The sequence below is a fragment of the Maribacter sp. C-4077 genome (assembly GCF_055378385.1).
Map to the genome: position 1 here is coordinate 3,680,529 of NZ_AP038807.1, position 24,904 is coordinate 3,705,432.

General features: G+C 35.5%; 23 protein-coding genes. 5 read left to right on the forward strand and 18 right to left on the reverse strand.

All coding sequences use genetic code 11. The features are described from left to right. The first annotated feature begins 170 nt into the window (after positions 1–170). The 3 genes from ACZ41C_RS15905 (at position 171) to ACZ41C_RS15915 (ending at position 4,580) form a co-directional block, all read left to right on the forward strand. Positions 171–3,200 (forward strand): hypothetical protein, encoded by a 3,030-nt coding sequence (locus ACZ41C_RS15905; protein ID WP_464562843.1) that lies wholly within the window; start codon positions 171–173, stop codon positions 3,198–3,200. Between the two features lie 129 nt (positions 3,201–3,329). Further along, positions 3,330–3,863: a hypothetical protein gene (locus ACZ41C_RS15910; RefSeq protein WP_464562845.1), complete on the forward strand. Its 534-nt coding sequence runs from the start codon at positions 3,330–3,332 to the stop codon at positions 3,861–3,863. A 243-nt stretch (positions 3,864–4,106) separates the two neighbouring features. Further along, positions 4,107–4,580: a hypothetical protein gene (locus ACZ41C_RS15915; protein ID WP_464562847.1), complete on the forward strand. Its 474-nt coding sequence runs from the start codon at positions 4,107–4,109 to the stop codon at positions 4,578–4,580. Here the strand turns inward: ACZ41C_RS15915 and ACZ41C_RS15920 are convergent, their stop codons facing one another. The 18 genes from ACZ41C_RS15920 to ACZ41C_RS16005 all read right to left on the reverse strand — a co-directional run bounded on the left by ACZ41C_RS15920 (position 4,581) and on the right by ACZ41C_RS16005 (position 23,619). Further along, positions 4,581–7,262 (reverse strand): hypothetical protein, encoded by a 2,682-nt coding sequence (locus tag ACZ41C_RS15920; protein WP_464562849.1) that lies wholly within the window; start codon positions 7,260–7,262, stop codon positions 4,581–4,583. 27 nt (positions 7,263–7,289) lie between these two features. After that, complete coding sequence (locus ACZ41C_RS15925; protein WP_464562851.1) at positions 7,290–7,847, reverse strand: conjugal transfer protein TraO; 558 nt, start codon at positions 7,845–7,847, stop codon at positions 7,290–7,292. Next, positions 7,844–8,800 (reverse strand): DUF4138 domain-containing protein, encoded by a 957-nt coding sequence (locus ACZ41C_RS15930; RefSeq protein ID WP_464562853.1) that lies wholly within the window; start codon positions 8,798–8,800, stop codon positions 7,844–7,846. Before ACZ41C_RS15930 ends, ACZ41C_RS15925 begins: the two co-directional genes overlap by 4 nt. After that, positions 8,797–9,825 carry a conjugative transposon protein TraM gene (traM, locus tag ACZ41C_RS15935; protein ID WP_464562854.1) on the reverse strand — a complete coding sequence of 343 codons (1,029 nt, stop codon included), beginning with the start codon at positions 9,823–9,825 and terminating at the stop codon, positions 8,797–8,799. The genes ACZ41C_RS15930 and traM overlap by 4 nt, the downstream gene beginning before the upstream one ends. Beyond that, complete coding sequence (locus ACZ41C_RS15940; RefSeq protein WP_464562855.1) at positions 9,826–10,473, reverse strand: hypothetical protein; 648 nt, start codon at positions 10,471–10,473, stop codon at positions 9,826–9,828. A gap of 82 nt (positions 10,474–10,555) precedes the next feature. Next, positions 10,556–11,461 carry a type IV secretion system protein gene (locus ACZ41C_RS15945; protein WP_464562856.1) on the reverse strand — a complete coding sequence of 302 codons (906 nt, stop codon included), beginning with the start codon at positions 11,459–11,461 and terminating at the stop codon, positions 10,556–10,558. A gap of 7 nt (positions 11,462–11,468) precedes the next feature. Next, positions 11,469–12,077: a hypothetical protein gene (locus tag ACZ41C_RS15950; RefSeq protein WP_464562857.1), complete on the reverse strand. Its 609-nt coding sequence runs from the start codon at positions 12,075–12,077 to the stop codon at positions 11,469–11,471. Further along, a complete protein-coding gene (locus ACZ41C_RS15955; RefSeq protein ID WP_464562858.1) occupies positions 12,074–14,623 on the reverse strand; it encodes a TraG family conjugative transposon ATPase in 2,550 nt (849 codons plus the stop codon). Before ACZ41C_RS15955 ends, ACZ41C_RS15950 begins: the two co-directional genes overlap by 4 nt. Continuing rightward, on the reverse strand, positions 14,611–14,931 hold the full coding sequence (locus tag ACZ41C_RS15960) for a DUF4133 domain-containing protein (RefSeq protein ID WP_097440250.1): 321 nt from the start codon (positions 14,929–14,931) through the stop codon (positions 14,611–14,613). Before ACZ41C_RS15960 ends, ACZ41C_RS15955 begins: the two co-directional genes overlap by 13 nt. 2 nt (positions 14,932–14,933) lie before the next feature. Then, a complete protein-coding gene (locus ACZ41C_RS15965) occupies positions 14,934–15,293 on the reverse strand; it encodes a hypothetical protein (RefSeq protein ID WP_464562859.1) in 360 nt (119 codons plus the stop codon). Next, positions 15,223–15,399: a hypothetical protein gene (locus tag ACZ41C_RS15970; RefSeq protein WP_464562860.1), complete on the reverse strand. Its 177-nt coding sequence runs from the start codon at positions 15,397–15,399 to the stop codon at positions 15,223–15,225. Before ACZ41C_RS15970 ends, ACZ41C_RS15965 begins: the two co-directional genes overlap by 71 nt. A gap of 173 nt (positions 15,400–15,572) precedes the next feature. Beyond that, complete coding sequence (locus ACZ41C_RS15975) at positions 15,573–16,019, reverse strand: hypothetical protein (RefSeq protein WP_464562861.1); 447 nt, start codon at positions 16,017–16,019, stop codon at positions 15,573–15,575. A gap of 2 nt (positions 16,020–16,021) precedes the next feature. Next, positions 16,022–16,705: a ParA family protein gene (locus ACZ41C_RS15980; RefSeq protein ID WP_464562862.1), complete on the reverse strand. Its 684-nt coding sequence runs from the start codon at positions 16,703–16,705 to the stop codon at positions 16,022–16,024. A 310-nt stretch (positions 16,706–17,015) separates the two neighbouring features. Beyond that, on the reverse strand, positions 17,016–17,417 hold the full coding sequence (locus ACZ41C_RS15985) for a helix-turn-helix domain-containing protein (protein ID WP_097440245.1): 402 nt from the start codon (positions 17,415–17,417) through the stop codon (positions 17,016–17,018). Continuing rightward, complete coding sequence (locus ACZ41C_RS15990; RefSeq protein ID WP_464562863.1) at positions 17,414–19,876, reverse strand: TraM recognition domain-containing protein; 2,463 nt, start codon at positions 19,874–19,876, stop codon at positions 17,414–17,416. The genes ACZ41C_RS15985 and ACZ41C_RS15990 overlap by 4 nt, the downstream gene beginning before the upstream one ends. After that, on the reverse strand, positions 19,860–21,377 hold the full coding sequence (locus ACZ41C_RS15995; protein WP_464562864.1) for a hypothetical protein: 1,518 nt from the start codon (positions 21,375–21,377) through the stop codon (positions 19,860–19,862). The genes ACZ41C_RS15990 and ACZ41C_RS15995 overlap by 17 nt, the downstream gene beginning before the upstream one ends. Positions 21,378–21,480: 103 nt before the next feature. Then, positions 21,481–22,293 carry a hypothetical protein gene (locus tag ACZ41C_RS16000; RefSeq protein WP_464562865.1) on the reverse strand — a complete coding sequence of 271 codons (813 nt, stop codon included), beginning with the start codon at positions 22,291–22,293 and terminating at the stop codon, positions 21,481–21,483. Positions 22,294–22,410: 117 nt separating this feature from the next. Continuing rightward, positions 22,411–23,619 carry a hypothetical protein gene (locus ACZ41C_RS16005; RefSeq protein WP_464562866.1) on the reverse strand — a complete coding sequence of 403 codons (1,209 nt, stop codon included), beginning with the start codon at positions 23,617–23,619 and terminating at the stop codon, positions 22,411–22,413. A gap of 89 nt (positions 23,620–23,708) precedes the next feature. Here ACZ41C_RS16005 and ACZ41C_RS16010 point away from each other — a divergent pair, with 89 nt between their 5' ends. Beyond that, entirely contained in the window at positions 23,709–24,530 is an 822-nt protein-coding gene (locus ACZ41C_RS16010; RefSeq protein ID WP_464562867.1) for a M23 family metallopeptidase, read from the forward strand. Continuing rightward, on the forward strand, positions 24,520–24,903 hold the full coding sequence (locus tag ACZ41C_RS16015) for a hypothetical protein (protein ID WP_464562869.1): 384 nt from the start codon (positions 24,520–24,522) through the stop codon (positions 24,901–24,903). Before ACZ41C_RS16010 ends, ACZ41C_RS16015 begins: the two co-directional genes overlap by 11 nt. The last annotated feature ends 1 nt before the right edge of the window (position 24,904 follow it).

Here is a 24,904-nt window from a genome sequence, read left to right on the forward strand (position 1 = left end):
GTTATTGTGCCATCTAGGGAATATAAGAACCGTTTTGGAGAAGAATTCTTCCATTAAACGGATAACATATACGATACTTTTAAGAATTTAGTAATCTCCCTAAATGGGTAAGGCTATAAGAAGGCCAACTCTTAATGTATATTAATATGATAAATTTAGAGGTGTAGATTATGCGAGTAAAGGACCTTTTAGAAAAACTTGAAGTCTCATTAAATATTTTGCGTTTGATTGGGATAAAGGCAAATGTTGATATCAAAAATGAACAGCAACTTTTGCTGCCTTACCAAGTTAATGCTCTGCAAAGATTTGTATTAAAGGATGACTTTGAAACCTTACTATCAAAACTTAAAAGGAATTATTCAAAAGCGACAGATGACGCTTACAAGGATGGTACAAATAGCTATTTTATTGGCCATATCAAATGGTTTTCAGACCCTGATGGCACTAAAGATTTCGGTTTTGCATATATAAACGATATTGGGGATGTTTATTTTAAACGAAAGAATATTTTTAATTCTAATCCGAAAGATTTTGAAAAAGATGAAATAGTAATAATTCGGATAATGAGCGAAGAAATTTCGTTGTCCAAAAAATTAAGCGCCTCAAGGATAAATTTCATTGAGGATGAAGATAATATTACATTTTTGTTACACCTTAAAATTTATAATCAAGTACCTTCTAATAAAAGAAGGCAATTGGACCTCCAGATTACAGATAAACTAGTTAATTTTAATAAAAACCAACAAATAGTATTAGGCCAGTTTATAGATGCGCTTCCGTCGAAAATATTTCAAATTGACCAACTTGACTTTTATACCAATCTGTACTCCTTAGCGGAAAAAGAATTGGTTGGAAGCCCCTTCATTGAAGGCCTTGGCCCTGCAGAAAAATATAAAATTTGGAAAAAGGATAGTAGTCTTATATCGTACAGTGATATCAAGGAAATACTAGTAAAAGAGATTTCTTCTCATTCTGAAATATGCAATAGTTTAAAAGAACAAGACCAAGATGCACGAGAAGAGTTGTTTGAGACAGCGTTAGCTCAGTTAAATGCTATAGGGGGGCCTTATAATTCCTATATAACCTTGTGTTCAAATGCTTTAGTGTATGAGGTATCCTTAAGTTACGAGGAGCTGCCAGATAATATAATCTTCAAATTGTGGAAGGATTTAAATTTTGATATATCTATTGATTTGGTAAAAGACCAACTAGCCAATGAACTATTTGAAACTAATACTGTTTTGGCTTCAAAATTTAAAAAGGAATCAAAAGAAAATCAAAAAAAAGTTTTAGAATACGCACTAGAAAAACTGCTAACGGAGATTAAAGATACTGAGGAAACAGACTATCTAAAGATTAAGAATCTTTTCACAAAATCTTATAGTTTAAAAATCCCCTTATCAACGCAAAAAGTTAATGATGATATCGCACACTTTTTATGGCGTCATCAAATTTCTGAGCGACCAATTATTTTAAAAATTTATGAAGATTACTGGCAAAATTTTATAGATACATTTAAAGAAAAAGATTTTAATGATTATAAAATACTTAATAGGAGATTCTCCAAAGATTTGGAAAGGTTGACAAGCGAAGAGACCACTAATCTATTGGCTGCTCATTTTTATGATTTAGAGACTATCGAAAGGCAGGATTATCAGTTCTTTAAAGCGCTTCTTGAATTCAATCTTTCAGAAATACATCGAAGTTATTTAATTAAAACCTTAGAGAAAAAATCGGATATTTATGTGAAATTACTTTTGTTTATAGATGACTTTATACCTTGGATAGACTATGAAGAAACTGTCCTATACACAGGTTTGTTAAATAGTGATAAACAGAAGTTATTTTTTAAAAAATGTTTATCTCTGGTTGAGAAAAAACAAGCCTTTTTAACTCTAACAGATTTTCATCGGATTTTAGCCATAGATTATAAACTTTACTCACAGGCAAGGAATTTGGGTGTTTATAATTTGGATTTTAGTTTGGCACTTATATTAAATATTGCTTCAAAGGTTAAAGAAGGAGAGGAGATTAATCAAAAAAGCATATTTGAAATTGTATCCCAAATTATTAATGACCCGAAGGAATTATTACAAATCACTGGATTTTTCGATAAATGTCACGGAAGACAAAGTTTAAAAATTGTTAAAGATACACTCCCTCAGGAATATGAACTAATAAATAAGCCAGATAGTAATCCACGCTTTGCAGTATATTGTGAGGGGCGCTTGGCGATTGATAGAAATACCGACCAACCTACATTTTGTGAAAATTCTAATAATAAATTTTATTGGTGTGAAAATTCTAAGTGTTATGATATTGCAAGAAAAGCGCATGGAAATAGCGAATGGAGAAACTATTCCTTAATGGACATTTTTCGAATTTTAAACATCCCGTTTTCCGAAAAGCAATACGAACAGTTAGTTGGTACTATCAATAAAGCTAACAGGTTTTTTGAACATCTAAATTGTAGGGAATGTGGTCATATTCTGCATCCATCTGGTTTAAATAATTACGGTTTTTATCGCGTAAGTAATTTCTGTTGCAAAAACACGGAGTGCAGTAATAATGAAAATATTTATCTATCACATTGTGCCAATGGTCGATGTTTAGATATTGTAGATAGCAGAACTAGTGTACGCTGCAGCACAGATGGTTTTGGTAATGCCTGTGGCTGGTATGTTTGCAACAATTGCCATGCTTGTTGTACTACTAACAATATATTAGCAAGAGCCGATCGGCTAAGGCAAATGAATCAAGACTTTAATTGCCCTACCGAAGGTCACAGGGATAGGCAAAAGTTATGCTGCAATAAGTGCGGTACGGAGATGGTTCAACCTGCATTGAATTACGATACATTGTTGAATTGGCTATTAGATAATAGAGATACACATCCATGTATTACTAATAGTGGTACAAACCAATATGGAAGACATTGGTTCCTTTGGCAACAAGGTGACTTTTCTAGCGAGAAGTATCGTGAAACTGTTGTTAATTTCAAGAGAAACGGGTTTAATGTTCCAGATTTTGATGACGAATTTAGAAACTCCTATTTAATAGCGGAACCCAGATATAATAATGCCATTGGCCATTATTACAAATGTAAAAAATGCTCCCATGAGCTATATATTAGTAGAGATGTACTACCTCTTGATCAATATTTTGCAATTAAAAGCTATCATATTGACAGAAAAGATTAAGGCGATTTATCCCTTTGATGTCCTATTTTTATAGCTTTGAGCTCATCTTATAAGGTTATAACACTTGCTTAATTATAGCATGAAATCAATTTTTTAAAGCAACCTATAAAGGGGGCTTTTTTTTGTCAGATGGAATTAAAAGCAATAAAATCCTTGGCCGATACAGTCCCAAACTCTATAAATAAAATAGAATGGTGGTTGTTAAAGTATTATGATCATTATAAAATCAGTCATAAAGCTGAATATGAAAAGTATAGGTTTACTAACCACGACGGGTCAAAAGTTAGACTCCCCCGATTTGAAAAGGAAACCAACAATCAAAAATTTATGGAGTTATATGAAAAGCTAGATGAACTTTCTAGTTTCCATAAATTTGAAGACTACTTTGTAAAGCAAATGTTAGATTTTAATAAAATAGGTTCTAATATTACAAAAGTTCAGGATTGGTTAGAAAAAAATGAGGCGCTAGGTAAAGATAAATTTGTTTGTTTTCTAATGGATTATTTTGATGAAGAAGACGAGGAAAATACTGGATATTTAAAAATAAGTTTAAAGCTTGAAAAGGCTTATAATATTTACGTCGATAGCGCAGATTTTAAAAATACTGTAGAATTTTTAAAAACTTTTAATGAGTTATATTGGACTCTCAAAATAAAGGAATAATTCCCATGCGGAAGTTGGTCATTGCACCCTCCTAAAGTCGGGTACCACGACCAACCTCCTCGGGTGCGCAGCAAGAGCTTTCTTTGGTACACGTCCTCTTTGCGGTTTCAAAGCTCCAACGGCACCACCAAATACCCTTTAAAACCGCAAGGCGCATACCAAAGAAAGCACTTGCCTTTAGCCATTCCAGCCAAATTGAACAGCCATAATTTTGTTATCTTTAAACTAATCATTGAATAGATAATGAAAAATAATTTTCTTTTGATTTTCTTCTGTTTTCTTTTGTCAGCTTGTCAAGACGATGATTTTGCCTTGGAAAATAGGGATGAAGCCATCAAGGGGCAATGGAGCTTTAGGGCCATTACCCTAACTCCATCAATTGACCTTAATAATGACGGTATTCCAAATACCGATGGATTTGAAGAGGTTGAAACCTGTTTGTTGGACGACCTGTTCTTTTTTGGCGATACTGGGGGAGAAGCCAATGTCTTTAGAATTGATGAAAACGCAAGTAGATGCAATGACACCCCGCAAGGAAGCTCAACCAAGTTCCGCGATAATTATATGTTCAATGATGACAAAACGATTTTAAGCTTTGTTGAAAGCGATATTATATACTTTGTTCAAGAAATATCCTCAAACACCCTTGAGTTAGAGTTTGATGAAGTCATTGATGGTCAAACCATTCGAGTCAATTATATCTTTAATCGAGATTGATTAAACACGTATGACGGACCCAAAACTCTTATCCGACCAGATACCATCGCTATCCTGTACTTCAATTTCAAAATCCTGGTCCAAGTAACGAAGCCTACTTTCCCTATTTTCCTCCTCCAGGCGCCAATAGATATCCCCTTGGGTGTTGGTTTCCAATTCATTAAAATTTCTGACAATTGTATCCCAACGATTGTCCTGCCTATTGTATATCCTGATTCGGACTGTAGTTATAGTTGCACCATCAAATGCTTGGGATTCCCCAAAGCCTGACCTCCTTATATACATTCGTACGCGGTAATCACAGCCATTTAACCCTCCACAACTCACATTTTCTTTTTCAGCTCGTCCAAAAGCAACAGGTCTTCTATTCACATTTACCGTCATATTTTCAACTTTGGTGTTGCCTAAGTTGTCCCGCACCGAAACCGAAATAATATGGGTTCCATTGGCATAATCCAATGGTGTGTAGTTAAATGAATTGTTTCCCGTTGAAGCAGGTCTAAAAATTCCTGGACTGATGCCACCGTAGTTAAAACTGCCGTTTTGATCAGTTACCAATTGGATCTCATAATTCACATTCAAATCAGTTCTGTCTGGATTAATAACCACATTAAAGTTTTCGGTCAATGTTTCTTTAATAGATAGATTTGCCGGTACACTAATTTGAAATCCAATTGTGTTAAAATTAATATTTACAGTCTTATCTTCGGTGATATTATTGGATGATACCACTCTAAATGTCACTTGATGGTTTCCGACAGAATTACCGGTATAAGAGCCATTAAACGTTCCAGGTACACTCGTCAAGGCAATATTTTCACCGGGATTATAATCCACTCCTCCAATAGTTAGTACCCCATCACCGTTGCTGGAATAGGTCTTATTGTAGTTTAGTTGTTCCACACCTTGTTGGTTTAGAGTATAACTTAATGGTACGGTTTGTAAAACAAAATCATTGGTGTTTGCTGCTACTACATCTAAACTGAAATCCGTGGCTTCTACATCAATGAACAACCGAATTTCTTCTTCTTGTCCTGTTACGTTTTTAGTAAAGAAGGTAATATCCGCTCTACCGGCCTTAGTGGCCTCAAAACTCCAAGTATAGTTACCTGGACCTTCCGATGTCCCATAATACGTATTTGGTGTTAATAGTGTGCCATTTGAACCACGAACAAGACCTTCTCCTTGATTTATGACATACCGGGATTCATAGGTTGTTGCACCTATGCCTGTTTGGTTTATTATAAAGTTGAGGTTTGTTGATTCGGTAATGAACAAATCATTATCCGTGACACTACCTGAAAAATCAAAGTCAATACTGACAAAATCAACCTCAGTAGTTACTTCCTTTTCAATGTTTGATGACGATTTTACTTTAAAAGTCAATGCATGCCTCCCCTCACTTATTCCAGTATATATAAGTGTATTTGATTCTTTGGTGAGTACAAATTGCTGGCCTGCTGTATATTCATCCCCTGCTATTTTTATAGACCCAGTGCCGGTGGAAGAATAAAATCCGGTATATGTGTCTCCGGTTGCACCTAATTCGTTTATTAAAAGTGTAATGTTAATGGAACTGCCCACGAAGGCTTCAATGGCGGCCGGTGTAACGGTAAGGTCATAATCCCTTTCTGAAACTACTAAAGTGACTGTACGCTGGCTTTCAACTCCTGTTTCATTTCTGACAAAGAATATCATTTCAACATTGCCAGGTGTACTGGATTCAAAATCCCATGAAAAATTGCCAGTTGGCACTACTGTAAATGTATTGGGAGCAACAGTCTCGCCTCCTGATGTAATAATGCCACTCCCTGATATAATCTCATACCTCATTTGGTAGGATGTCCCTGAAGGATTTGATTCCGTAATATTGAAATTTAGATTGGTGTTTTCGCTTATGTCAATTTCATTTTTCTGTGGCGAAGCGGTAAAGGAAAACTCGATTTCTTCCACCGTTATGCTCAATGTGTCTTTCTGGGATTGACCATTTTTATCTCTAGCTTCAAAAATCAATTTATTGACACCTGTTTCCTTAAATTCTCCTTTTAAATTGAAAGAACCGGGTTGCATTTCAACAAATTTTCCAGTTTCAATTGGGATTTCCGATGCTTCTTCTTCATTGACAAAGGTTAAATTTCCAGATCCTTGGATAAAATATATGTTTCGCTCATACGTAGCATTTTCATCAATTCCTGTATTGGTTAATAACAATGAAATAGGTACATCTTCATTAATGTTTATCGTATTGGTTGTTGTTGATACTTTCCAAATAAATGGATTATGCGCTACTAAAAAGTTTAAAGTTTCGGTTTTTTCAAGTCCATCGGCATCTGAAAAAGTTACCTCGATTTCTTTTGAACCAATTGTAGGTGCCACAAAGTCAAGGGAAAGTGTTAATTCGTTAAGAGGCATCCACTCTCTTTGGGGGAGTATTGACCCATCCGATACAAAATACCCCGAACCGTCTTTCGACTCATACTTAAATTGGTACGACTGTGTTTTTACCAATCGCTCAGGTACAACGGAAAGAGATACGTTTTCGGGAAGGTTTACTGTAGCCTTATCCCTAAAATTCATAGAGATGGTATAATCGAAACTGCTAATGATTTCAACATCTTTGTCACAAGTTGTAAAAATGAAAAGGCACAAAAGACCAAATAGTGGGTTAATTCGTTTTTTCATATGTTCTCAATTTTGCAGGGGATAACCCTAAAACAGTATATACCGAATACCGACCCCACCGAAAAAGGCGAATTGACCTAAATCACTTGAGGGGTGATAGTATTGATTTGCTTTTCCAATTATTGAAAATGACTCACTCAAATAAAAATCCAATTCTGCACCAACGAAGCCGCCATAGATGAATTCAGAACTATTATTGACCAAGGCTCCGGTAGAAAGTTCCTGTTCCCCGTTATTTATAATTTCATACCCAACTACCGGCCCAGCACCTAAAGAAGCGGCAAATTTTCTATTAAGGGCCTCAATGATATTATTGAAATAACCAATATTTAGGGTGAAATTATTGTAGGGTACACTGAAACCCTGTTGATTATCTTCAGCAAAGGATAAGAACACAGCCCCTTGAATATATCTGAACCTATTTAGGTAATAATTATACCCAGCATTTATCCCATAACCATCCTCGACTACACCTGAGGATAATTCTAAACTACTGGCATAGTTTTGCGCTTTTAAATGCTGACCTCCTAAAAGAAAGGAAAGTATACCAATTAATACGAAAGCATATCTTTTGATTTTTCTCATTTTCCAAATTTTTTAGGTCGATTTATCAATAGATGTTCAATGTCAAGACCAATATTTCTATTGCCATTTAATTCATCCAGTTCTAGTACTAAGTGCTTGTTTTTATCTAAGGTGAATTTTTCAAAAACCATGAAAAATGCGGCCGATGTATTTCCTTCTACCCTGGAAGGTTGGGCATATCTGTATATTGGCTCGAACTCACTTTTTTGGTTGCTGCTACTTTGTCTGTAATTTGTGCCGATGAAAGATTTGAGAAAATTGATATCCAAGTCTATCGGCTCTTTGTTTTCTATGTTAAATAAAAAATATAGCTCCTCACGATCATAATACACTCCCTTTAGCCAAACAAAAACGTCCCCTATTTTAGAAAAATACCGGGCTATATTTCCTTTATCACCAATATGGTTCTCGCATTTTTGTTTCAGATAGGCAATTCTGTCTTCGTCATATAAAGAAGTTGATAGTGGGGTAATTTTAATATTTTCTATACCGTCATTGGCTGAAGTTTCAATCTGGTTGGGCAATGCTACATCCGCTATTTTAATGATTTCTTTATCGATATTTTCGGAATTATTTATTGCTAAATGTTCCTTGGATACGTTATCTGCCATTTCTTTTTTGATATTCCATCGTTTAACTTTTGGGATGTCTATCAAATCAAGAATAAAATCGTAAGCCAATCCGTCTTTTGTATAAACCGTATAATTGGTGTAATCCTGTTTGACCGGTGCAACATCGTTATAGGTAAGCATTACGATGTGGGTGGCCTTTTCGGAAGTGCTCTTAGGGAATGATTCAATAAAGTTCAAATCTTTCCCATTTATTGAGAATGAAAAGGGTTCCGGTAAAACTAAAATAGTTTTATAATCCTTTGAAACCTGAATGGTATCCGCTTGTCCGAATAGAACATCGTAAGGATAGATGATTAATAGTATAAGGTAAATATGCCTCATTCAATTGTCATTAGAAGTTCATGATTATTGATCAATAGAATTTTATCTCTTTCCCTTAATTTTTTCCTTTTCAAAAAAGACCCTAAGCCTGTCATCAGGCTGTTTACATTCCCGCCCAATCCAGTGGTTAATTCATTTGTCAATTCGGTTACCGCCCTATTTTGAGATTCGGCCATGTACTCGCCCCAAAGACCCCCAGCTCTTTCACTATAAATTCCTTCCATTCCATCCCTTAGGTCTTTCAATGTCGCCTTAATCGGTATATGGTTTATGTTATCCGCATCTAATAGCACCCGATTTCCTTGTACAGATGCGAGGGCATAAAAAAATGTATTCTTAGGAATAATTTTGCCATCATACTCAAATTCTTCCGCTACAATAAGTTGGACCCTATCATCGGGCAACACGAATTGATCTCGGTATACTTTGACCTTAGCTTGAACGAAATTGGATATTTGAGTCCCTTTTTCGGCTAGAAGTGAAGGGGGATTCGCATTACTGGTTTCGAGCATTTTTTCTTTGCTCTCCCGCAGTAATTCTTTATAGTTAATGCGAGCTTCCAAAGTTTCATTCATTTGGCCTCCTTGTCCTCTGGTGCTCTTACTTCCCATTTTTTCTTGAGTTAGACTTTCGTCGGATATTAAAAGTTGATTTTGTTCTAAGTCAAATGAAATATCTTCCAATTCCTTTAAAACCCTTTTAATGGAATCCTCTTTTTGAGATTTTTCAAGCAATTCTGGAGAGTTTTCAAAATTGGAATTTTGGTAGTCATTATTCGTAGAAGATTGTTTCCATAGCGCCTCGTCTTCTAACTGTGTGGATTTTTTTGTGTTTGGTGAAGGAAGGTTAGGATTAAATCCATTTGATTCTTCTGCTTCTAAGGAAATGGATTGAAAATCCTTTATATTTTCAATAACAAAAAAACTACTGAGAACAAAAACTATCGGCAGTGCAATGGAGAGGGTTTTATGTTTTACCACCCAATCCTTAAAATGATTTATTTTAGATTTTATATCTCCCATCATTTACTTTGTTACATCAGAATTATCGACTACCTCAAAGTCCATAATTTTCATTCCGTTTAAATTATTTGCCGTTATTCCGGTTTCTTTTACAAATCCCTTAGTAAGCAAATTTCTGTAGGTCATATTTTTTCCTTTTTCTATAGATTGTTTTCCATAGTAGGTAAATGGAAACGGATACTTTGAATAATCAACTACAACTGAATCAAGCTCAATAAGATAGCGATAGTCGTTCATTACAACATCGTGGAAATATTTTTTTTCGACCAACCGAACATATAACCGTTTACCTGAATTGTCGATCATGTAAAGAGCTCTTTGTTCAATATTATTTCTTATATGGTTTAAGTCGGGCTCAAGGGAGAAAAAAAGCTCGTGGAACTGACGAATATGTCCTTCAGTAAGTAACCGAAGCTGCTCTTTATTGTCTGTGATAGGTTCAATAGGTGTCCGAAGGCCTCCTTGGATAACATAGGCATTAAAGCGCGCCTGTTTATGTGCGGTATGGACTAGATACATTGAAACGATAGCGGTTATCAGGACCACTGCCAATGCTAAATAAACCAAAATCTGATTTCTCTTTTGATTCCTTTGGATATCATTAAAAATGTAATACTGATGTTTCATCTGTTTATTTTTATCGTTTTTCATGGGTCATATGCAATTCGCCATCCCGATAGCTGTCGGGACATCTCAATGCTTGACAGAACTTGTTATGGCCCATTTCATAATATCATTGTGTTAAGGTTCGTATCCCCTTTGATGCACCCCCAGTTTTGGCATCGATTACGGTATTTATTGCTTTTTTACCATAGTGTTTAGGTTTTGAAACCATATTACCCCCCGAAATGTTCAAACCTTGCACAACAAAATTGGCCAGGGTAGGGGCTTTGATATAAAAAAACGAGGTCATTAATATTAAAAGGGATGCGGTCAGGACTATACCAATATCCTTTGCATTATTTTGAAGCAAATGCGTGGTCAACAAGTCAACTAGTTCTACCATAAATGCGTCTACGACGTATAACATGGGAACCCATAAACAAACACTCATGAATTTCTGGAGCCATGCTTTGAAAAGCCCTGAAAGGGCTGGGATAAAGGAAAGCCCAATGTTTATGGGTCCAAAAATGATGAGAATGAATAAATAAATAATAGAGAGTGATTTGATACCTACAAATATTATGGACGACACTACATGCGCAATTGAAGTTATACCCCCAGATAGCCCTGCCATAGCAAGGGATTGTATCGCATTTAGGTCAATACTAAATAGATTCCATTCCGCTGTGGATTCTGAAAAGGACTCGATTTGAGCTTTGGCCACCTTCATATTAATACTGTCCCAATTTTTTTCAGTGCCAACAAAGGATTTTCCCAAGTTGTCATAGAACTCAAAAATGGCTAAGGCAAACACTTCGTAATTGAATAGTATAAATAACAAGGGGAACCATTTTAATGCTTTCCATAAATCGCCCCTGTCTGGGCTGGCAAAGTGCTGTATTGCAAATATGCCGATACCAATCTTCGCAAAATGGAATCCAACCGATAAGGTGGGGCCCAATGAATCAAAAGCTTCCTGAAGGTATTCATCAAAAAGTGTATTGACCAAGAAACGGAAGCCGGAACTTTCTTGCATGCTCTAATCAGTTTACGGAAATTATAGATTGTATCGCCCTACGGTGCTCGTTTCTTTGCGCCAATTTCCTGTTGAGTTCAATTACACTGTTCAAAACATCTTCCATTTTTTGAACAATATTTTGGAGTTTGTTGAGGCGTGCAGAGGAATCTATTAGTTCAGGAGTTGAAGCCATCGTTTTTGCATGCGCAATCTGTGTGGATAACATTGCAACCATTTCACTTAGAAATTGCTCTGCTTCATGATGCTCTTTTTCCGTTAAATGGTTATAATCATTTAAGTTCTTCTTTACACCGCTATACGCTTCTAAAAATTTTTTCTTGATAGTTATAAGCTGTGATATTTCAGGAGATCCAAGCACAAAACTTGCTGCTGTTCGCTTGGCTGAAATATCTTGGGATATATCTTTGGATGTACTGGTGGTCGCCGTTACGTTTTTTTGCATCAATTGAATTAAGGTCGCCATATTTCCGTTTAAAGAACTAACCTGACCTTGAAGGGCAAGGATGTTCGTATTTAAAAGTCCCAATTGACCATTTGCCGCAACGTCCGTTACAGGTATTTGAGCAAAGTTTAATATTGGACAGAGTATGAGTACTAGTGTCGTTTTTTTCATAAAGACTCGTTTTTTGTAGTTAGTTCTTTATAGTCAAGTGCAGTTTTTTTCCAATCGTTCTTATTTTTTTCCAAAAGAGAATTGATAAGCGCCTTTTCATTGGGATTAGTTTCAAAGAGACATTTTGTAGAATAAGAGGTTTCCAGACCATATACTCCTACCTTTTCTTTCCAACAAATGGCAATTTCCCTACATTTTCTTTTTTCAGATATGTCCTTGTTTAAGGACAGTACCATTTGTTTTTGCTTAGCGTTCAGACCCAATATTTCCTGAATGTCATCAAAGGAATTGGAGTACTCGGCCATGTCAAGTAAAACCTTTATGTGACTATTTACCACAAGTGTTTTTCCGATATGTTTTGATGTGATGAAATCGTCCACTTTTTGGGAAATGAATATAGGCTGGCCTCCATATTTCCGAGCCATTCTAGACTGGGCATTTAAGTACTGCGCCATGATTTCATTATCAAAAAGGTTCCAGGCTTCGTCTACATTAAGTATTTTATTGATGCTTAATTTTTTGGGGTCTTTAAGCTTTTTATTGAAGACATCCATAAGTAAAAAGGAGATAATGGGAAATAACTGTTGATTATCTATTAGGTTACCTAGTTTGAAGTAAATCCAGCGTTCTCCCGTTAGCTTTGATATTCTTTCGTCTTTACTGTTCAAAAGGTATTCACGGGGGCCTCCTTCAGCATAATTCCCTAAAATCATTAAAGCGGTATTGCAATCAAAAGTATCGGTGTTGATTTTATGCTCACTAAGTAATAAAGGCAGTGCATCAACACAATAGCTATAAAAACTATTGAACCCGAAATTGGAATTATCCGTTACTTCTGAATTTTGGTAGTAACCGTTGATTAAACGCTCAAAAATTGTCTGGTGTATGATACTGTTTGAAGTGCTTCTTTTGGTTTTTTCATGTCCTAAAATAAGTTGTAACAATACGATCAATTGTGTCAATTTATGCTCTCCCAATTGTAGGTTGTTTTGATTCATATGATAGTCCTGTTCGTCCAGAACAAAGGGATTGAACGAAAAGGGCCTATCATCATCGTGTTCTATGGTAACACCTTCCAAATAAGCTGTTAGCTTGTCATAAGAATTGCCATTTTCCAAAATGATGACCTCTGCACCCTCCCGATATTCGGCATATAGGTAGGCATTTGCAAAATACGTTTTGCCGCCACCTGAGCCAGAAGCAATCAGCATCCCTCGATTGAATATCCAATGGTTCTTTTCTGGGTCTTTATATAGGCTAACTAACAAAGGTTTGTGTGTAGCGCGGTCAATCATTCGAAGTCCATGTAATCCATGAACTGGATTTTTATAACCTCCCTCGGAATAGAGAAGGGAAGCAGCCATTTTGGATGACATTGGGCTATATAATTCTGAACTTATCCCGATACCATTTCCTAGAATTCCGCCAAAGAATAAATTCTTTCTATCTACAGAATTGGTCTTGACATGAACCCCTATTTTTTTAAAAGCTGATTTTATGGAATTGCACATCATGCCAAAATCATCAAGGTGTTCAGAATACCCCAAAACATTTAAATGATAATAGACCAGTTCTTGATGCTCTTCAATCAAATTCTGCTCAAACTGATGAATTTGATTTCTATAGATGCTATTTTTATCCCCTTTACGATTGTTTGCATATTTATTCAACCTTTTTGCCCTTTTCTTAAGATTATTAACACCTGCATCCTTGGGCGGTAGATATATATACTGGTTGATAATGTGTTCGTAGGGTATTTTGAACCCTAAGGAGAAAAGGTTTCCAATAGGAAAGGGATGCTCATCAGAGTGATATTTACCGTAATAGCTATGATCAAAAATGGCTTCCGTATCAAATTGATCCAAATTTTCCAATGTGAAAAATTGACCTTGTTTTTTCCCATTGAATAAGGTTGCATTTTCAAAATCAATATCAACACCGGAGCCCTCCTCAAATGTTGCCTCTAAATAATTCGAATAATAGCCGTCCTTTTCAAATAAGTGGTCAAAATTGGATATTGTAGAAGTTAAAAGCTCACTTTCATTAATAAGTTGATTAATCGCCATTGCCTTTAACCTAAAAGTCTCTAAGACCGTCGTATCAAGGTACTCCTTAGGTATTGGACCATCGAAAAGACCATTTTTTGATTTTTTTAAATAACCATTTGCGCTTAGCGGATTACATTTAAAATAATTCTTTGGAACTAGATGGAGTCCAAGAAAACAGCGGTGTTTCAAAAAAGGTCTGTTTACAAAGTGTAACTCGTCCTCCAATTCAAAAAAATCCCTATCAACTCTCGTTTTGTCCAGTTTGTAGCTGTCGGTAAGGAACAAATCTTGTTTATGAACCAAAGTATTTTCTCCCAAAGTGGTTATAATATTGGCGAATAAGCGATTGAACTTGGCATATTCATTCTTGTCCAATGAGAATATTTCCGGGAGTTTTAATTCGAGTGGAATACAAAGACATCCTTTTTCTTTGGAAACTAGGATCGGGGATTCATATCCATAAATTGGAAAAGCATCCATTAAGCTTAGTGTATCCATGTCAAGAGCGTTTTTTTATTTGAGGACCCTTTAATGGAGGTCGGTCTGGCTTTGTTTGCCCTTGCCTTTAAATAACCACTTTCACCAAATGAAAATGAATAGTAAAGCATTAGAAAAAAGTAGCTAAATGCTGCTATTAACGAAACTAGAAACCCCAGTAAGGTTGTGGTGAAGGCACCTAAAATCATACCAAGTACAAGCGAAATGAATATGCCTTTAAATGCTTGGTCTACATATTTAGCCTTTAGGCCAAAGAAGGTCACGTCCTTCTGTAAGGCCTTAGGGATAGGATAATATTTATCTTCCATGACTACCTAGATAGGTTCTCGCCTATTTCCAATAGTCCATAGAAAATTACCAAGCCAAGAATGATATTCCCGACTTTTTTGGTCAAATCCTGACTTTGTTCCCGAACAATCAAAAAAGTAATTGCGGCGATTCCTAGTAATACGGCTGCAGCAATTTTGATTATTCGAAAAATGCTATTCCCAATTTGTGATGCACCTTGCTCGGCAGCATTTACTTGATTTACCAGCTCATTAATTTGAGCATGGGTTTCAAATGGTAGTAATAATAGGATACCACCAAAAAGAAGATACTTAATCTGGTGGGGGCTGACCTTCCTCGTTCTCAGGAAGGTCTTCATTTCTGATAACCTTGAGTTTTTCATTTTTTTTAGGAATTAAGGATTCGGTATCCTTTTCAGACGTTCCAAAAATGTCCAACAGTTCGGAACTGCTTACATTCTTATCGACTTGGTTGAGTAAATGGTCCATGTCTAAATCTTCAAAAGATGAATTATTTACAAATATATTAGAATTTTGCACATTTGAAAGAGAATCGGAAACTTTTTTTTGTTTGCTTTTTTTCAAAATAACAAATACGATGATATACCAAAGAATACAGAGTACACCAATGATTAACCAAGCGATATGTTCCCACTTCCAATTCAAATGTTATGTAATAGTCTTAATAAATCTTCCAATTCATTGGTATGGTAATGTTCAAGTACTTTTCGCATAATATCGTTTCTCGATAGCTTTTTATGTAGCTTATAATTAACAGTCCTGGTCAATTCTTCATAGTCATCAAAACACTGTTGGCTCAACCTAAAGATAAATTGTTCTTTTCTGTCTGAAAAGTTTTCCTCCGCCAAAAGGTGTTCCAAGCCTATAATCTTAGGATGTTCCTTAGTTGCTGTTATATTCCGATGGGTAGAAATAGAAGTATTGGATATTTCATCAAAATTACTATTGCTTCGGTTACTACCTGGATTTATGTCGGGTGAGGTTCCCTCATTCCGCTGAGCCTTTAAGTTCTTTACAGTTTCTGCCGGACTCATATCGTCGATCATTGCCGCGGTAAGCAAGCTGCTAACATTTATTTTTTTTCCCATGGTCAATCATTTAAAATTTCGATTACTTCGTTTATGAATTCATTCAATTCCATTTCACCGTTTTCACGGGATTCAGGAATGGGTTGTAGGGTATTGCGATACTTCTCTCTGTAAATAGTCCTATCCATCACTACTGATTGCATTAGCGGCATGCCTGATTTTTTAAAACCTCGCCTTATTGCTGCAAACTTGTTTACTTTGACTTTTTCGTAGCGATTAAAGAACAAGTTGACTCCTCTTAATACCCTACCATCGTTTTCTAAAAAATTATTTTTTAATGTTTTATAAAAAATTACGGTGCTATTGATTTCTAGTTCATCCAAAAAGAAAGGAATAAATATATGTTCTACATAAAGAAGGCCTTTCACCATTTCTTCGTTAAGATTACCTGGGAAGTCTAAAATGATGAAGTCAACGGTTCCATAGTAGGTTTTGATAATGGAATCCAACTCTTTCACAGTTGATTTTTCTATTGGGTAAAATTTCGCAGCTAGCTGTTCCGCTTCGGAAAGTTCCTTTAAATCCCTTTGCCGTTTCTTGTAAACCGAGTATTGTGGATTATCCAAGTCTATTAGAACCACTTTTTTATCGTGCTTAAAGAATAAGTTAGTAGCCAGTATAATATTAATGGTCGTTTTGCCACTGCCTCCCTTTTCACTTGCACAAGATATAATTGTTGTTTTCATAGTATTAATTTTAGGCATCATATGACAATAGGGTCATATGAACATATCGTCATATGATGCTATATAGGTTTGATTATATGTTTATAGATGTAATGGTTGCACTATTGGACTAATGCTAGCCTCAATGCTTTGTTCAACTATAGGTATCGCTATTACTATATGTAAATATTGCTATATACAAATAATGCTATATCTATTGATTTAGTACTTCAAATGAATAATGCCCTATAGCTATATATATAGCATTTAATTAGTTCAAGAAATGCTGAAAATAAGGAAGTGAACGTCGTTAATATGAAGTTCTGGTGTATTACAATGAAGATTTGAATTCGTTCATGGCCTCTATCATCTGAGATTCCATTTCAAGGAATTTCTTTTGAAGATCATCCTTGTAGGCCATGTTTTCAATCAAACTACGTTTTGGCACAAATTCATTATCCGGGAGTAAAATCCAGATAGGATTATAGCCTAAAGTATAATAATAAAGGATAATTTTTATAGAATTGACCGTGGACATTCCCCGCTCTACGTTTACTAAAGTATTACGGTCTATTTGGAGCTTATCACTCAGTTTCGTCAAGGAAAATTCGCTGAACCGTTTATCTGAAATATCATCTATTTCAATTAATTCAAGACGTATCTCCTTTAAACGTTCTCCAATATAACCAAAGTCCTTTGAGTCAAGTTTTATTATACCTTCAATATCCATCATTCATAACTTTCTATGGGATAGGAAGAAAAAGGCTCTTCCATTTCCGTATCATATTCTTCGTGCAATGTAATCAAAGTTTCTAAATCATCCTCGGACAAGTTCTTTTGGAAGTTCTCCATAAAGGATTTGGCTGCTTCATCAGAATTACTCATTGCACTGGCCATTTCACTATTTATTTTTTCTTCATCAAATATTGCATTTTTTAAAACTTCACCGGTTAACGATGAATATTCATTTTTCACTAAGGTGTCAACCTCTCTCATAATGTTTTCAAAGTTCTGGCTGGACACGCTCTCTATTTCGCATGCAATAAGATATTCTCTAATAATATCGGAGAAAAATTCTCTTATCGCCTTATCTGGATTTCCACTGGACATTACATTCATTAGATCGTACCTATGTTTCACCAAGTTGTAGCGCTTGGCTAAGCCTTTCATCTGAACTGCTTTTGTAGCATTGTTTTCATATTTATCTATGTATTCAAAGAAAAATGAACTTCCTAAAACTACTTGCCTTTTCGTTTCTTCAAAAAGTGATTTAAAAAAGGGAACCTTGTAAACAGTGTTCAATTCATTGAGAAGCATATCATGCTTCATTTGAAAGTCTTTTGGGACGAACTCATTGATTATAGGTAATTCATATCCCATAGCTGAGCTTTTTGCACGAATATCTGGTTCTAATTGTCCAAAGCACTTTTTTTCCTTGATTTGATGCTCGAACGTATCTGCAACAATGCCTGCAAAATATCCAGTGGACATGGTCGCAATTTTACTTCTTGGTAATAGATCCATCATTTGTGTACTTATGTTGGTGCCAACTTCATTGGAACTCGTGTTTTTACTTATCTGTTCTTGATGTATTTTTCCGAATAGTTCATTCAATCTTCTTGCTGTTTCTCCTTTGGCAGCTCCACAGATAACATTTGCGCAGTTATCATAAATTACCTCTGCCATATCTTTACCGTAATCCAAAACCAATTGGGTAAAACTTTGTATACCTAAAATCGTGGCTATTTTATTTTCCCTACCGGTATCAATAATGGTGCGTAATAACATGATAAATAGTGTCGGCAACTCATCTAATATTAAAGCCATGGGCCGTTTTTGTGGTTTGTTGACTTTTTTCATGAGTCCGTTCATGTACATGCCCAAAGCTGCGGAGTATACTTGTTTACGTTCAGGGTTGTTTTGTAGGGATAGTATTTTGGGATGGTCGGGGTCATTAATCTCCAATGTGAAATCATTGCCCGACATCACGTAAAAAATCTCTTTGGTTGCCAACTTGGATAAACTGATTTGAACCGTACTCGTTTGACCGGATAGCTGTTCCATAGCTTTCTTTTCCAAGGCATCCTTAAAGGGTATTAAGATTTGACGTACCTCTTTGTCCTGCATCATTATTTGCATAAGCAGGTCTACTTTAACCGTAGAAAGTATCGAAAGATGTCCAGGAGTACATATATCCAATTTTAATTCATCTGCTTTCTTTTTCAAATACCAAATGCATGCTCCCGTAAAACTAATTGCACTCCTAGAGAAATAGTCCTGTTTTTGAATCCATTCCGGGTTCAAGTTTTTTAGTAGGGTTTCAGCAATGTCTATAGCATCCGATTGGTTGGTTATAAGGTTCTGATGCATGGGGTTACAACGGTGGGTCATTCGAAGATCATCAAAACAGATATAGAACATTTCAGGATAATTGCCTTGTGAACTTGTGCCTTTTGTTTTGGAATCCATCAAATAGCCATATGCCTTTTTAGAGAGAGAGTTGAATTTGAAATCATAAATGACCATTGCAAATCCTTTACGGATCAATTGACCCATTATTTCCTCGATAACGGAAAAGGACTTACCACTGCCTGGGGTTCCAATTACCAATAAGGCACGGAATAAATTGACATAGTTTATCCAGCCTTTTCGCTTTTTGTTTTTATGAATATAAGAGTAAGGGATGTTTGCGGAATGAGGAGTGTCGATATAATCTTCGTTCTGTAAAAACGTTTCATTACGTTCATTAAAAGGGTCGGTTTTGGATAAATTATCAAAATTCATAAGTTGAAATAAACGCATACCATACGTCATAGCTCCTATGTAGCCTAAAGCAAAAATTATGAATCCGAGCTTTTGGGTTAGTTGGGTTACATGGATATGCCAACCTGATAGAAACAGTAATCCAATGGAGAGTAAGAAACCAATTAAGGTTGGTGTTTTTGATATTTTATCATCTCTTTTTGGCTTGTAAATCATAATGCCACCCATTAAAAGCCCGACAAGAATGTATCTTGACATAATTCCTGTTGCAGGAATATTGGACAATCTAAGGAAATTATAAACCGATTGAAGAATTTCCATAGGTCCAAATAAATGTTCTATTAACGGATAATATTCCACAGAAACAATAAGTAAAAAGTAGGCAGCCGAAAGATACATGCCTGAGTAACCATTATTTCTTTCTTCCATAGCTTATATTTTTAAAGCTTTCCTGGTGGGATAACTGTGATTTCTTTTCTTGATAGAAAGAGATTATTTGATCTTTTGGAATCCATCGATAGGCTGCTTCACCGATATCGCATAGCACCTTTTCCAGACCAACCATCATTACTTTTCCAATGGGGGAGTAATTGGGTAAGTACTTAACCTTATGAACTGCCCATAAGGTTTTCTTTGTTCCCCTGTCAATTGAACTAACATCCTTAACCTGTTCATGGTTTTTAAACCATAGTAAGTCCTCGTTCCAATCTTTATGTAAGGGCGATTTTTGGATTTCGATCTTTGGACATTCCAATGCATTTGTCAAAATGGAAAAGAACTTTTCCCAATACCAACGTGATCCATAAGTACCGAGACCGAGGCGTAAAATGCTATCCAACTGTAATTCTATAATTAGTGTTTCTTTAAGGGAAATGATTTTCGCAGGTTGCAAATCAATTTGATGATTTAATTCTTTTAATTCTGATCTAAGTTTTTCTTCCAATAGTCCTATTTTATGACCATGTACTTGAAGTTTCAGCTCTTTATTTTGTCTATGTAGGACGAAATCGTGTTGTTTCTTTTCCCTATCCATAAGGCACTTAAGAAAATACATATCAAAATAGAATCCGGCTACATCATGGTCGAAACCTAGTTTTATTGGTAGTTTGGCATCAGGGTCAATTTTATTTTTCCATAAAAAAAATTGCTCTAGTTTCCTTTCGTCCAATTGCCCGTTAAATGCCATATAAAATAGATTGGGCAAACCGTTGGACTCATGATAGGACATGGCATCGAAGGCACTTTCAAAACAGGCTATTGCCTTCATATTTTTTAATGCATTCGATGTAAACAGAAAATGATATTCTGAATTCATGAATCTTCTAAACTTTTGAAGTTTATTTTTTTTGGTATTCCAATATGGCCTATTAAATAAAATGTAATTCGGAATGTTACCTTCTATGTCTGTCAAAGGCAAAGCAATATTGGTAATCTGATTTCCTTTTGATGTATCGTAAATACCATTAAGAACTTTATTGTTAAACGCCTCGGACTCTAAAGTTTTTAAGCTTAACCCTCTATCTTTTATTAGATAGTTCCATCTCTTAAGGGGTTTAATTGAAAAAGTAACCTCCAGATTTGATGGTTTTTTGGCACGAAAAAGCGCGTTGGTCTTCGTTTCGGAATAATGACAAGCGTTGATCGCTTCCAACCCTACATTAATAGCATCGTAAAAATTAGCTGTACGTTGAAGTAAATAACTAAAAAACCAACCCTTATCTTTTGTGTCATTTCTATTAAAGTAGGAAACCGGGCTGTGCTTTGTATTAAGAACTATACGTTCTTGGTCTTTTCCAAATTCTTTTGATCCCAAACTTGATTTAAGTAGGGCATAGCCCTTTACTCGTAAATAGCCAGAAAAGTCAACTTCTTCGTTAATTTTAGAAATGAGCATCCTGTAATGCATTCTATTGTCTGCATAGTCTTTCATAAGTATGATGTGAGTTGATGATAGAAAATAACCGTTTTACCCATCAGGTGATTATGATGGGAATAGAAAAAAGGCCGGATGAAATTTCCGGCCAATTACATTTCTAGATTTTCATTCGCTGGCTAGAATTCTTTTTTTTTTCGTCGTTGACTACTTCAAGATTTCTTGCCTTTTCCAATTGAAGGCTCTTTGTGATGAAAATTTCATTTCTAGGGGTATAGGAAACCAAATATGGCTGGTTGCCCTTGGACTTGGTCTTTATTTTAATCTCAATTTCCTCCCCTTGGTTTAACGACTTTGCTTGGGCCGCAGTAAGTTTGGTCCCGTACAAATAGGTGTTGGGTGTTAAGGCCGATTTGGTTCGTATATCGAGTAGTTTTGGCTCATAATAGGCTAACTTTTCAAACAATTCACCATCCTTGGTAATCCCTTGAAAAAGAACAACTTCTTTTTTAGAGACCATACGTTCAAATTCATCGGGGCTAAACTTGTGGTTATAGGCCATAGCCTGGTCCAGGGTAACTTGATTTTTTCGTTTAAACTGTACAAACAAACGAGAACCCATGTTGGGATCATAAACCATTTGAACCATTTTGGAAGTTTCTTTAAGCTCTCCATCGGATAAGTAAGTGGAGACATGAAAATGTTCCTTTCCTTGGACTAGGTTATCCCTTACATTTTCAGGTAATTTTTCAAAGCTGATGTATTGACCTTCTAGTTGCTCTTTAACATCACCATACGCATAGCGTTGTGCAGGGTTTTGTACGAATTCCAACCATTTACTTTCTTTGGCCATGCTAAAGCGCTGTCCATCTTGGGTCAGAACATTTACTTTGCCATCTTCTTCGTTGATAATAGTTGCTTTTTGCCATCTTTGGTTCACTTTCACGAACACTTTTTCTAACTGATTTTCCATTTTTCAAATTTTAAATTAAGGATCATTTATAATTAGTAACTTTGAAATTCCGGACATGACCTTTCCATTTTCATATCCGGAATTAAGGATCGAAAAGGGGTGGGAGCACCCCTTTTTTTATACCGCTATTTTAAAAGCGCTAATCTCTTGTGGGCTTACATTGGTGCTCTGATTATATTCATATTGCCAATTTTGGGTTTGTGGTTTAATAATATCGATCATCTTTCCAAGGTAATTCCTATAATAACTCCATAGGAAGTAACGTAAAGCATTAATTTCAATAGGTAACTTGCAGGCTACCATTTCTTTATGTTTTGAAAGTACCATGCTCTTTTGGTTTACCAAAGTATGGTCCACAACCTTGTTGAATTTTAAATATTCCTTAGCAAGTGCCTGATTATATTTTTGGATTTCTTTGTGCAATTGGGATATTGCTTTTTCCGATTCTGGATCAAATTGAATCATTAAGTGATCTTTTTCGATCTTAATGAAAAACTTACCGTCATTGATACACGATATCAACATCAAATCATCAATGTAACCTTCAATTTTGCTGTTTCCAGTGAAGCTTAACATCATTTTGGCCACTTTGGTTTGCTTGTATATTTGAACCAATATTTTGCTAGTCTCATAATTTATGTTCTTGATGGCCAGATATACCGCGTTACTTAACTTGAACTTCTGTTGAAAGTAGATGGCCTCAAGTGGATTATTGAAAACGATTAGTTGCTGTATTTTTTTAGGTACCTTACTAAACCAAATGGACATACTTGTGTCGCTTTCAGCAACAGGAAATGTTTTGGAGTCTTTTTGCTGTACAAGCCCCGTTAAATTATTCGATAGATTGTAAAAGGGAAAATATAGAAGACCTTTATCGTCTTGAAATAACCGTTCTTCGAAGCAAGCTTTCAAATTATCATCTTCCAATAAAGTAGAAGATTTTAAGGTTTTGGCAAACTCTTTAAAGTGATTAAAAGATTCATCAACTATTTCTTCTTTGTTTGGGGCTACATTGGCTAATTGAAACTCTTTTTTACTGTTTAAATAGGAATAACAAGCATCGACTTTGTTCCATAGGCCTTTAGAACTATCTTTTTCGGTCTTTGAACATCCTGTCAAAATCAAATCAAAAACACGTTGTTTCTTTTCCGGCCTGCTGCACATGTAATACAATTGACGGTTACCAGTATGGAATACCACGGCATGGTCCTTGCCCATTCGGTAAATCTTATGTTTCACTTCATTCTTGATCATAGGATAGCCAAAATAGTCCATCACGGCATTGATATCTAGTTTGTCATCCGATGCTCTCCAAATATTATTCATATTTCAATTGTGTAAAAAATTAGTATAATTGTAAAATATTAATCAAATATAATTATTTTTGGTTTTAAAACAAGTAATCCCCTAAAAAAATGGAAACTGGAAATAGTACAAATAATTCTTGGCGGCAAATGTTCCATTCATTAAGGGGGCCAATTTTCCTAAATGGAACTTTTAATAGAAAAATAAGTTCGTTGAACCCAGAAAATAGAATGTTATGGCTTTTGTTTGTTTTGTTCTTATTTGTGCTCATCTATAATGGTTTATTCTCAAGGTCAGGTCAGTTCTATAATGACTACAATAAAAGCCTTACCACAAAAACTCAAATGGATTCGCTGTTATCTCCAGCAAACCAGAATTTTTTGAAGAATCACCTGGCAAATGCCAAAAACTTCAAACAAATCCAAAAAGAAACAGAATTTTGGGAAATCCCATTAGAACTAATCGACAGTATTCCATCTGCAAGCCCTCTAAAAAGGAATGCTTTTTTCCTATCGAGTAAATATGGTATTCGACAGCATCCCATTAAACATTCAAAAACAATTCATCACGGAGTTGATTTAGCTACAAAAAAAGGTACTCCCATTTTCGCCAGTGCCGCTGGCACGATTATCCACATAGGTTATGAACCGAAAGGGTATGGCCATTTTGTTCGTATTAAACATTCCTTTGGATTTGAAACGTTGTACGGCCATTTAAATGAAGTCGTCTTAAAAGTAGCTACAAAGATTAAGGCACAACAGCTAATTGGTTATTCTGGAAACACAGGTTTTTCAACAGGTCCCCATCTACATTATGAGGTCATAAAAAACGGGAAAGCCATAGACCCAATTCCATCCTTTGGCATGAAATATAGAATTTTTGAACAACGATTACACACCATAACAAATAAAAACATAGAAAATGAAAAATGAAACACTCCTATTGACCGAGTCAACCCTCAATTTTAGAAAGGAACATCCGGAAATGATACAACTATGGGAAAAGCAAATAGTAAAGGATACCTGTAACCCCGATTTGCATTTTTGCTTGTATGCACTTGACGATTATAGACAACTACGCGCCCAGCTTATAGCCTGCGAATACCTGTATGAATTCGCTATCAATGCCCATATTATTCATACTGACTGGCAAAGTATTTATGTTCAAAACGGACACACCGATGCAGAAGCTGTGGAGTTTGCAAATCAAGAAATACTTCAAATCTATGCTTCCATCAATCAAAATCCATTATCCGAAAAGGATAAAGTGGTACTTGAAATTTTAGATAGAGAATCTAATCAATAGG

Excerpts from the sequence above, each read along its gene's own strand:
- ACZ41C_RS15905 (WP_464562843.1), top strand. The coding sequence starts at position 171 with ATGCGAGTAAAGGACCTTTTAGAAAAACTTGAAGTCTCATTAAATATT.
- ACZ41C_RS15910 (WP_464562845.1), top strand. The coding sequence starts at position 3,330 with ATGGAATTAAAAGCAATAAAATCCTTGGCCGATACAGTCCCAAACTCT.
- ACZ41C_RS15915 (WP_464562847.1), top strand. The coding sequence starts at position 4,107 with ATGAAAAATAATTTTCTTTTGATTTTCTTCTGTTTTCTTTTGTCAGCT.
- ACZ41C_RS15920 (WP_464562849.1), bottom strand. The coding sequence starts at position 7,262 with ATGAAAAAACGAATTAACCCACTATTTGGTCTTTTGTGCCTTTTCATT.
- ACZ41C_RS15925 (WP_464562851.1), bottom strand. The coding sequence starts at position 7,847 with ATGAGAAAAATCAAAAGATATGCTTTCGTATTAATTGGTATACTTTCC.
- ACZ41C_RS15930 (WP_464562853.1), bottom strand. The coding sequence starts at position 8,800 with ATGAGGCATATTTACCTTATACTATTAATCATCTATCCTTACGATGTT.
- traM (WP_464562854.1), bottom strand. The coding sequence starts at position 9,825 with ATGATGGGAGATATAAAATCTAAAATAAATCATTTTAAGGATTGGGTG.
- ACZ41C_RS15940 (WP_464562855.1), bottom strand. The coding sequence starts at position 10,473 with ATGAAAAACGATAAAAATAAACAGATGAAACATCAGTATTACATTTTT.
- ACZ41C_RS15945 (WP_464562856.1), bottom strand. The coding sequence starts at position 11,461 with ATGCAAGAAAGTTCCGGCTTCCGTTTCTTGGTCAATACACTTTTTGAT.
- ACZ41C_RS15950 (WP_464562857.1), bottom strand. The coding sequence starts at position 12,077 with ATGAAAAAAACGACACTAGTACTCATACTCTGTCCAATATTAAACTTT.
- ACZ41C_RS15955 (WP_464562858.1), bottom strand. The coding sequence starts at position 14,623 with ATGGATACACTAAGCTTAATGGATGCTTTTCCAATTTATGGATATGAA.
- ACZ41C_RS15960 (WP_097440250.1), bottom strand. The coding sequence starts at position 14,931 with ATGGAAGATAAATATTATCCTATCCCTAAGGCCTTACAGAAGGACGTG.
- ACZ41C_RS15965 (WP_464562859.1), bottom strand. The coding sequence starts at position 15,293 with ATGAAAAACTCAAGGTTATCAGAAATGAAGACCTTCCTGAGAACGAGG.
- ACZ41C_RS15970 (WP_464562860.1), bottom strand. The coding sequence starts at position 15,399 with ATGGACCATTTACTCAACCAAGTCGATAAGAATGTAAGCAGTTCCGAA.
- ACZ41C_RS15975 (WP_464562861.1), bottom strand. The coding sequence starts at position 16,019 with ATGGGAAAAAAAATAAATGTTAGCAGCTTGCTTACCGCGGCAATGATC.
- ACZ41C_RS15980 (WP_464562862.1), bottom strand. The coding sequence starts at position 16,705 with ATGAAAACAACAATTATATCTTGTGCAAGTGAAAAGGGAGGCAGTGGC.
- ACZ41C_RS15985 (WP_097440245.1), bottom strand. The coding sequence starts at position 17,417 with ATGATGGATATTGAAGGTATAATAAAACTTGACTCAAAGGACTTTGGT.
- ACZ41C_RS15990 (WP_464562863.1), bottom strand. The coding sequence starts at position 19,876 with ATGGAAGAAAGAAATAATGGTTACTCAGGCATGTATCTTTCGGCTGCC.
- ACZ41C_RS15995 (WP_464562864.1), bottom strand. The coding sequence starts at position 21,377 with ATGAAAGACTATGCAGACAATAGAATGCATTACAGGATGCTCATTTCT.
- ACZ41C_RS16000 (WP_464562865.1), bottom strand. The coding sequence starts at position 22,293 with ATGGAAAATCAGTTAGAAAAAGTGTTCGTGAAAGTGAACCAAAGATGG.
- ACZ41C_RS16005 (WP_464562866.1), bottom strand. The coding sequence starts at position 23,619 with ATGAATAATATTTGGAGAGCATCGGATGACAAACTAGATATCAATGCC.
- ACZ41C_RS16010 (WP_464562867.1), top strand. The coding sequence starts at position 23,709 with ATGGAAACTGGAAATAGTACAAATAATTCTTGGCGGCAAATGTTCCAT.
- ACZ41C_RS16015 (WP_464562869.1), top strand. The coding sequence starts at position 24,520 with ATGAAAAATGAAACACTCCTATTGACCGAGTCAACCCTCAATTTTAGA.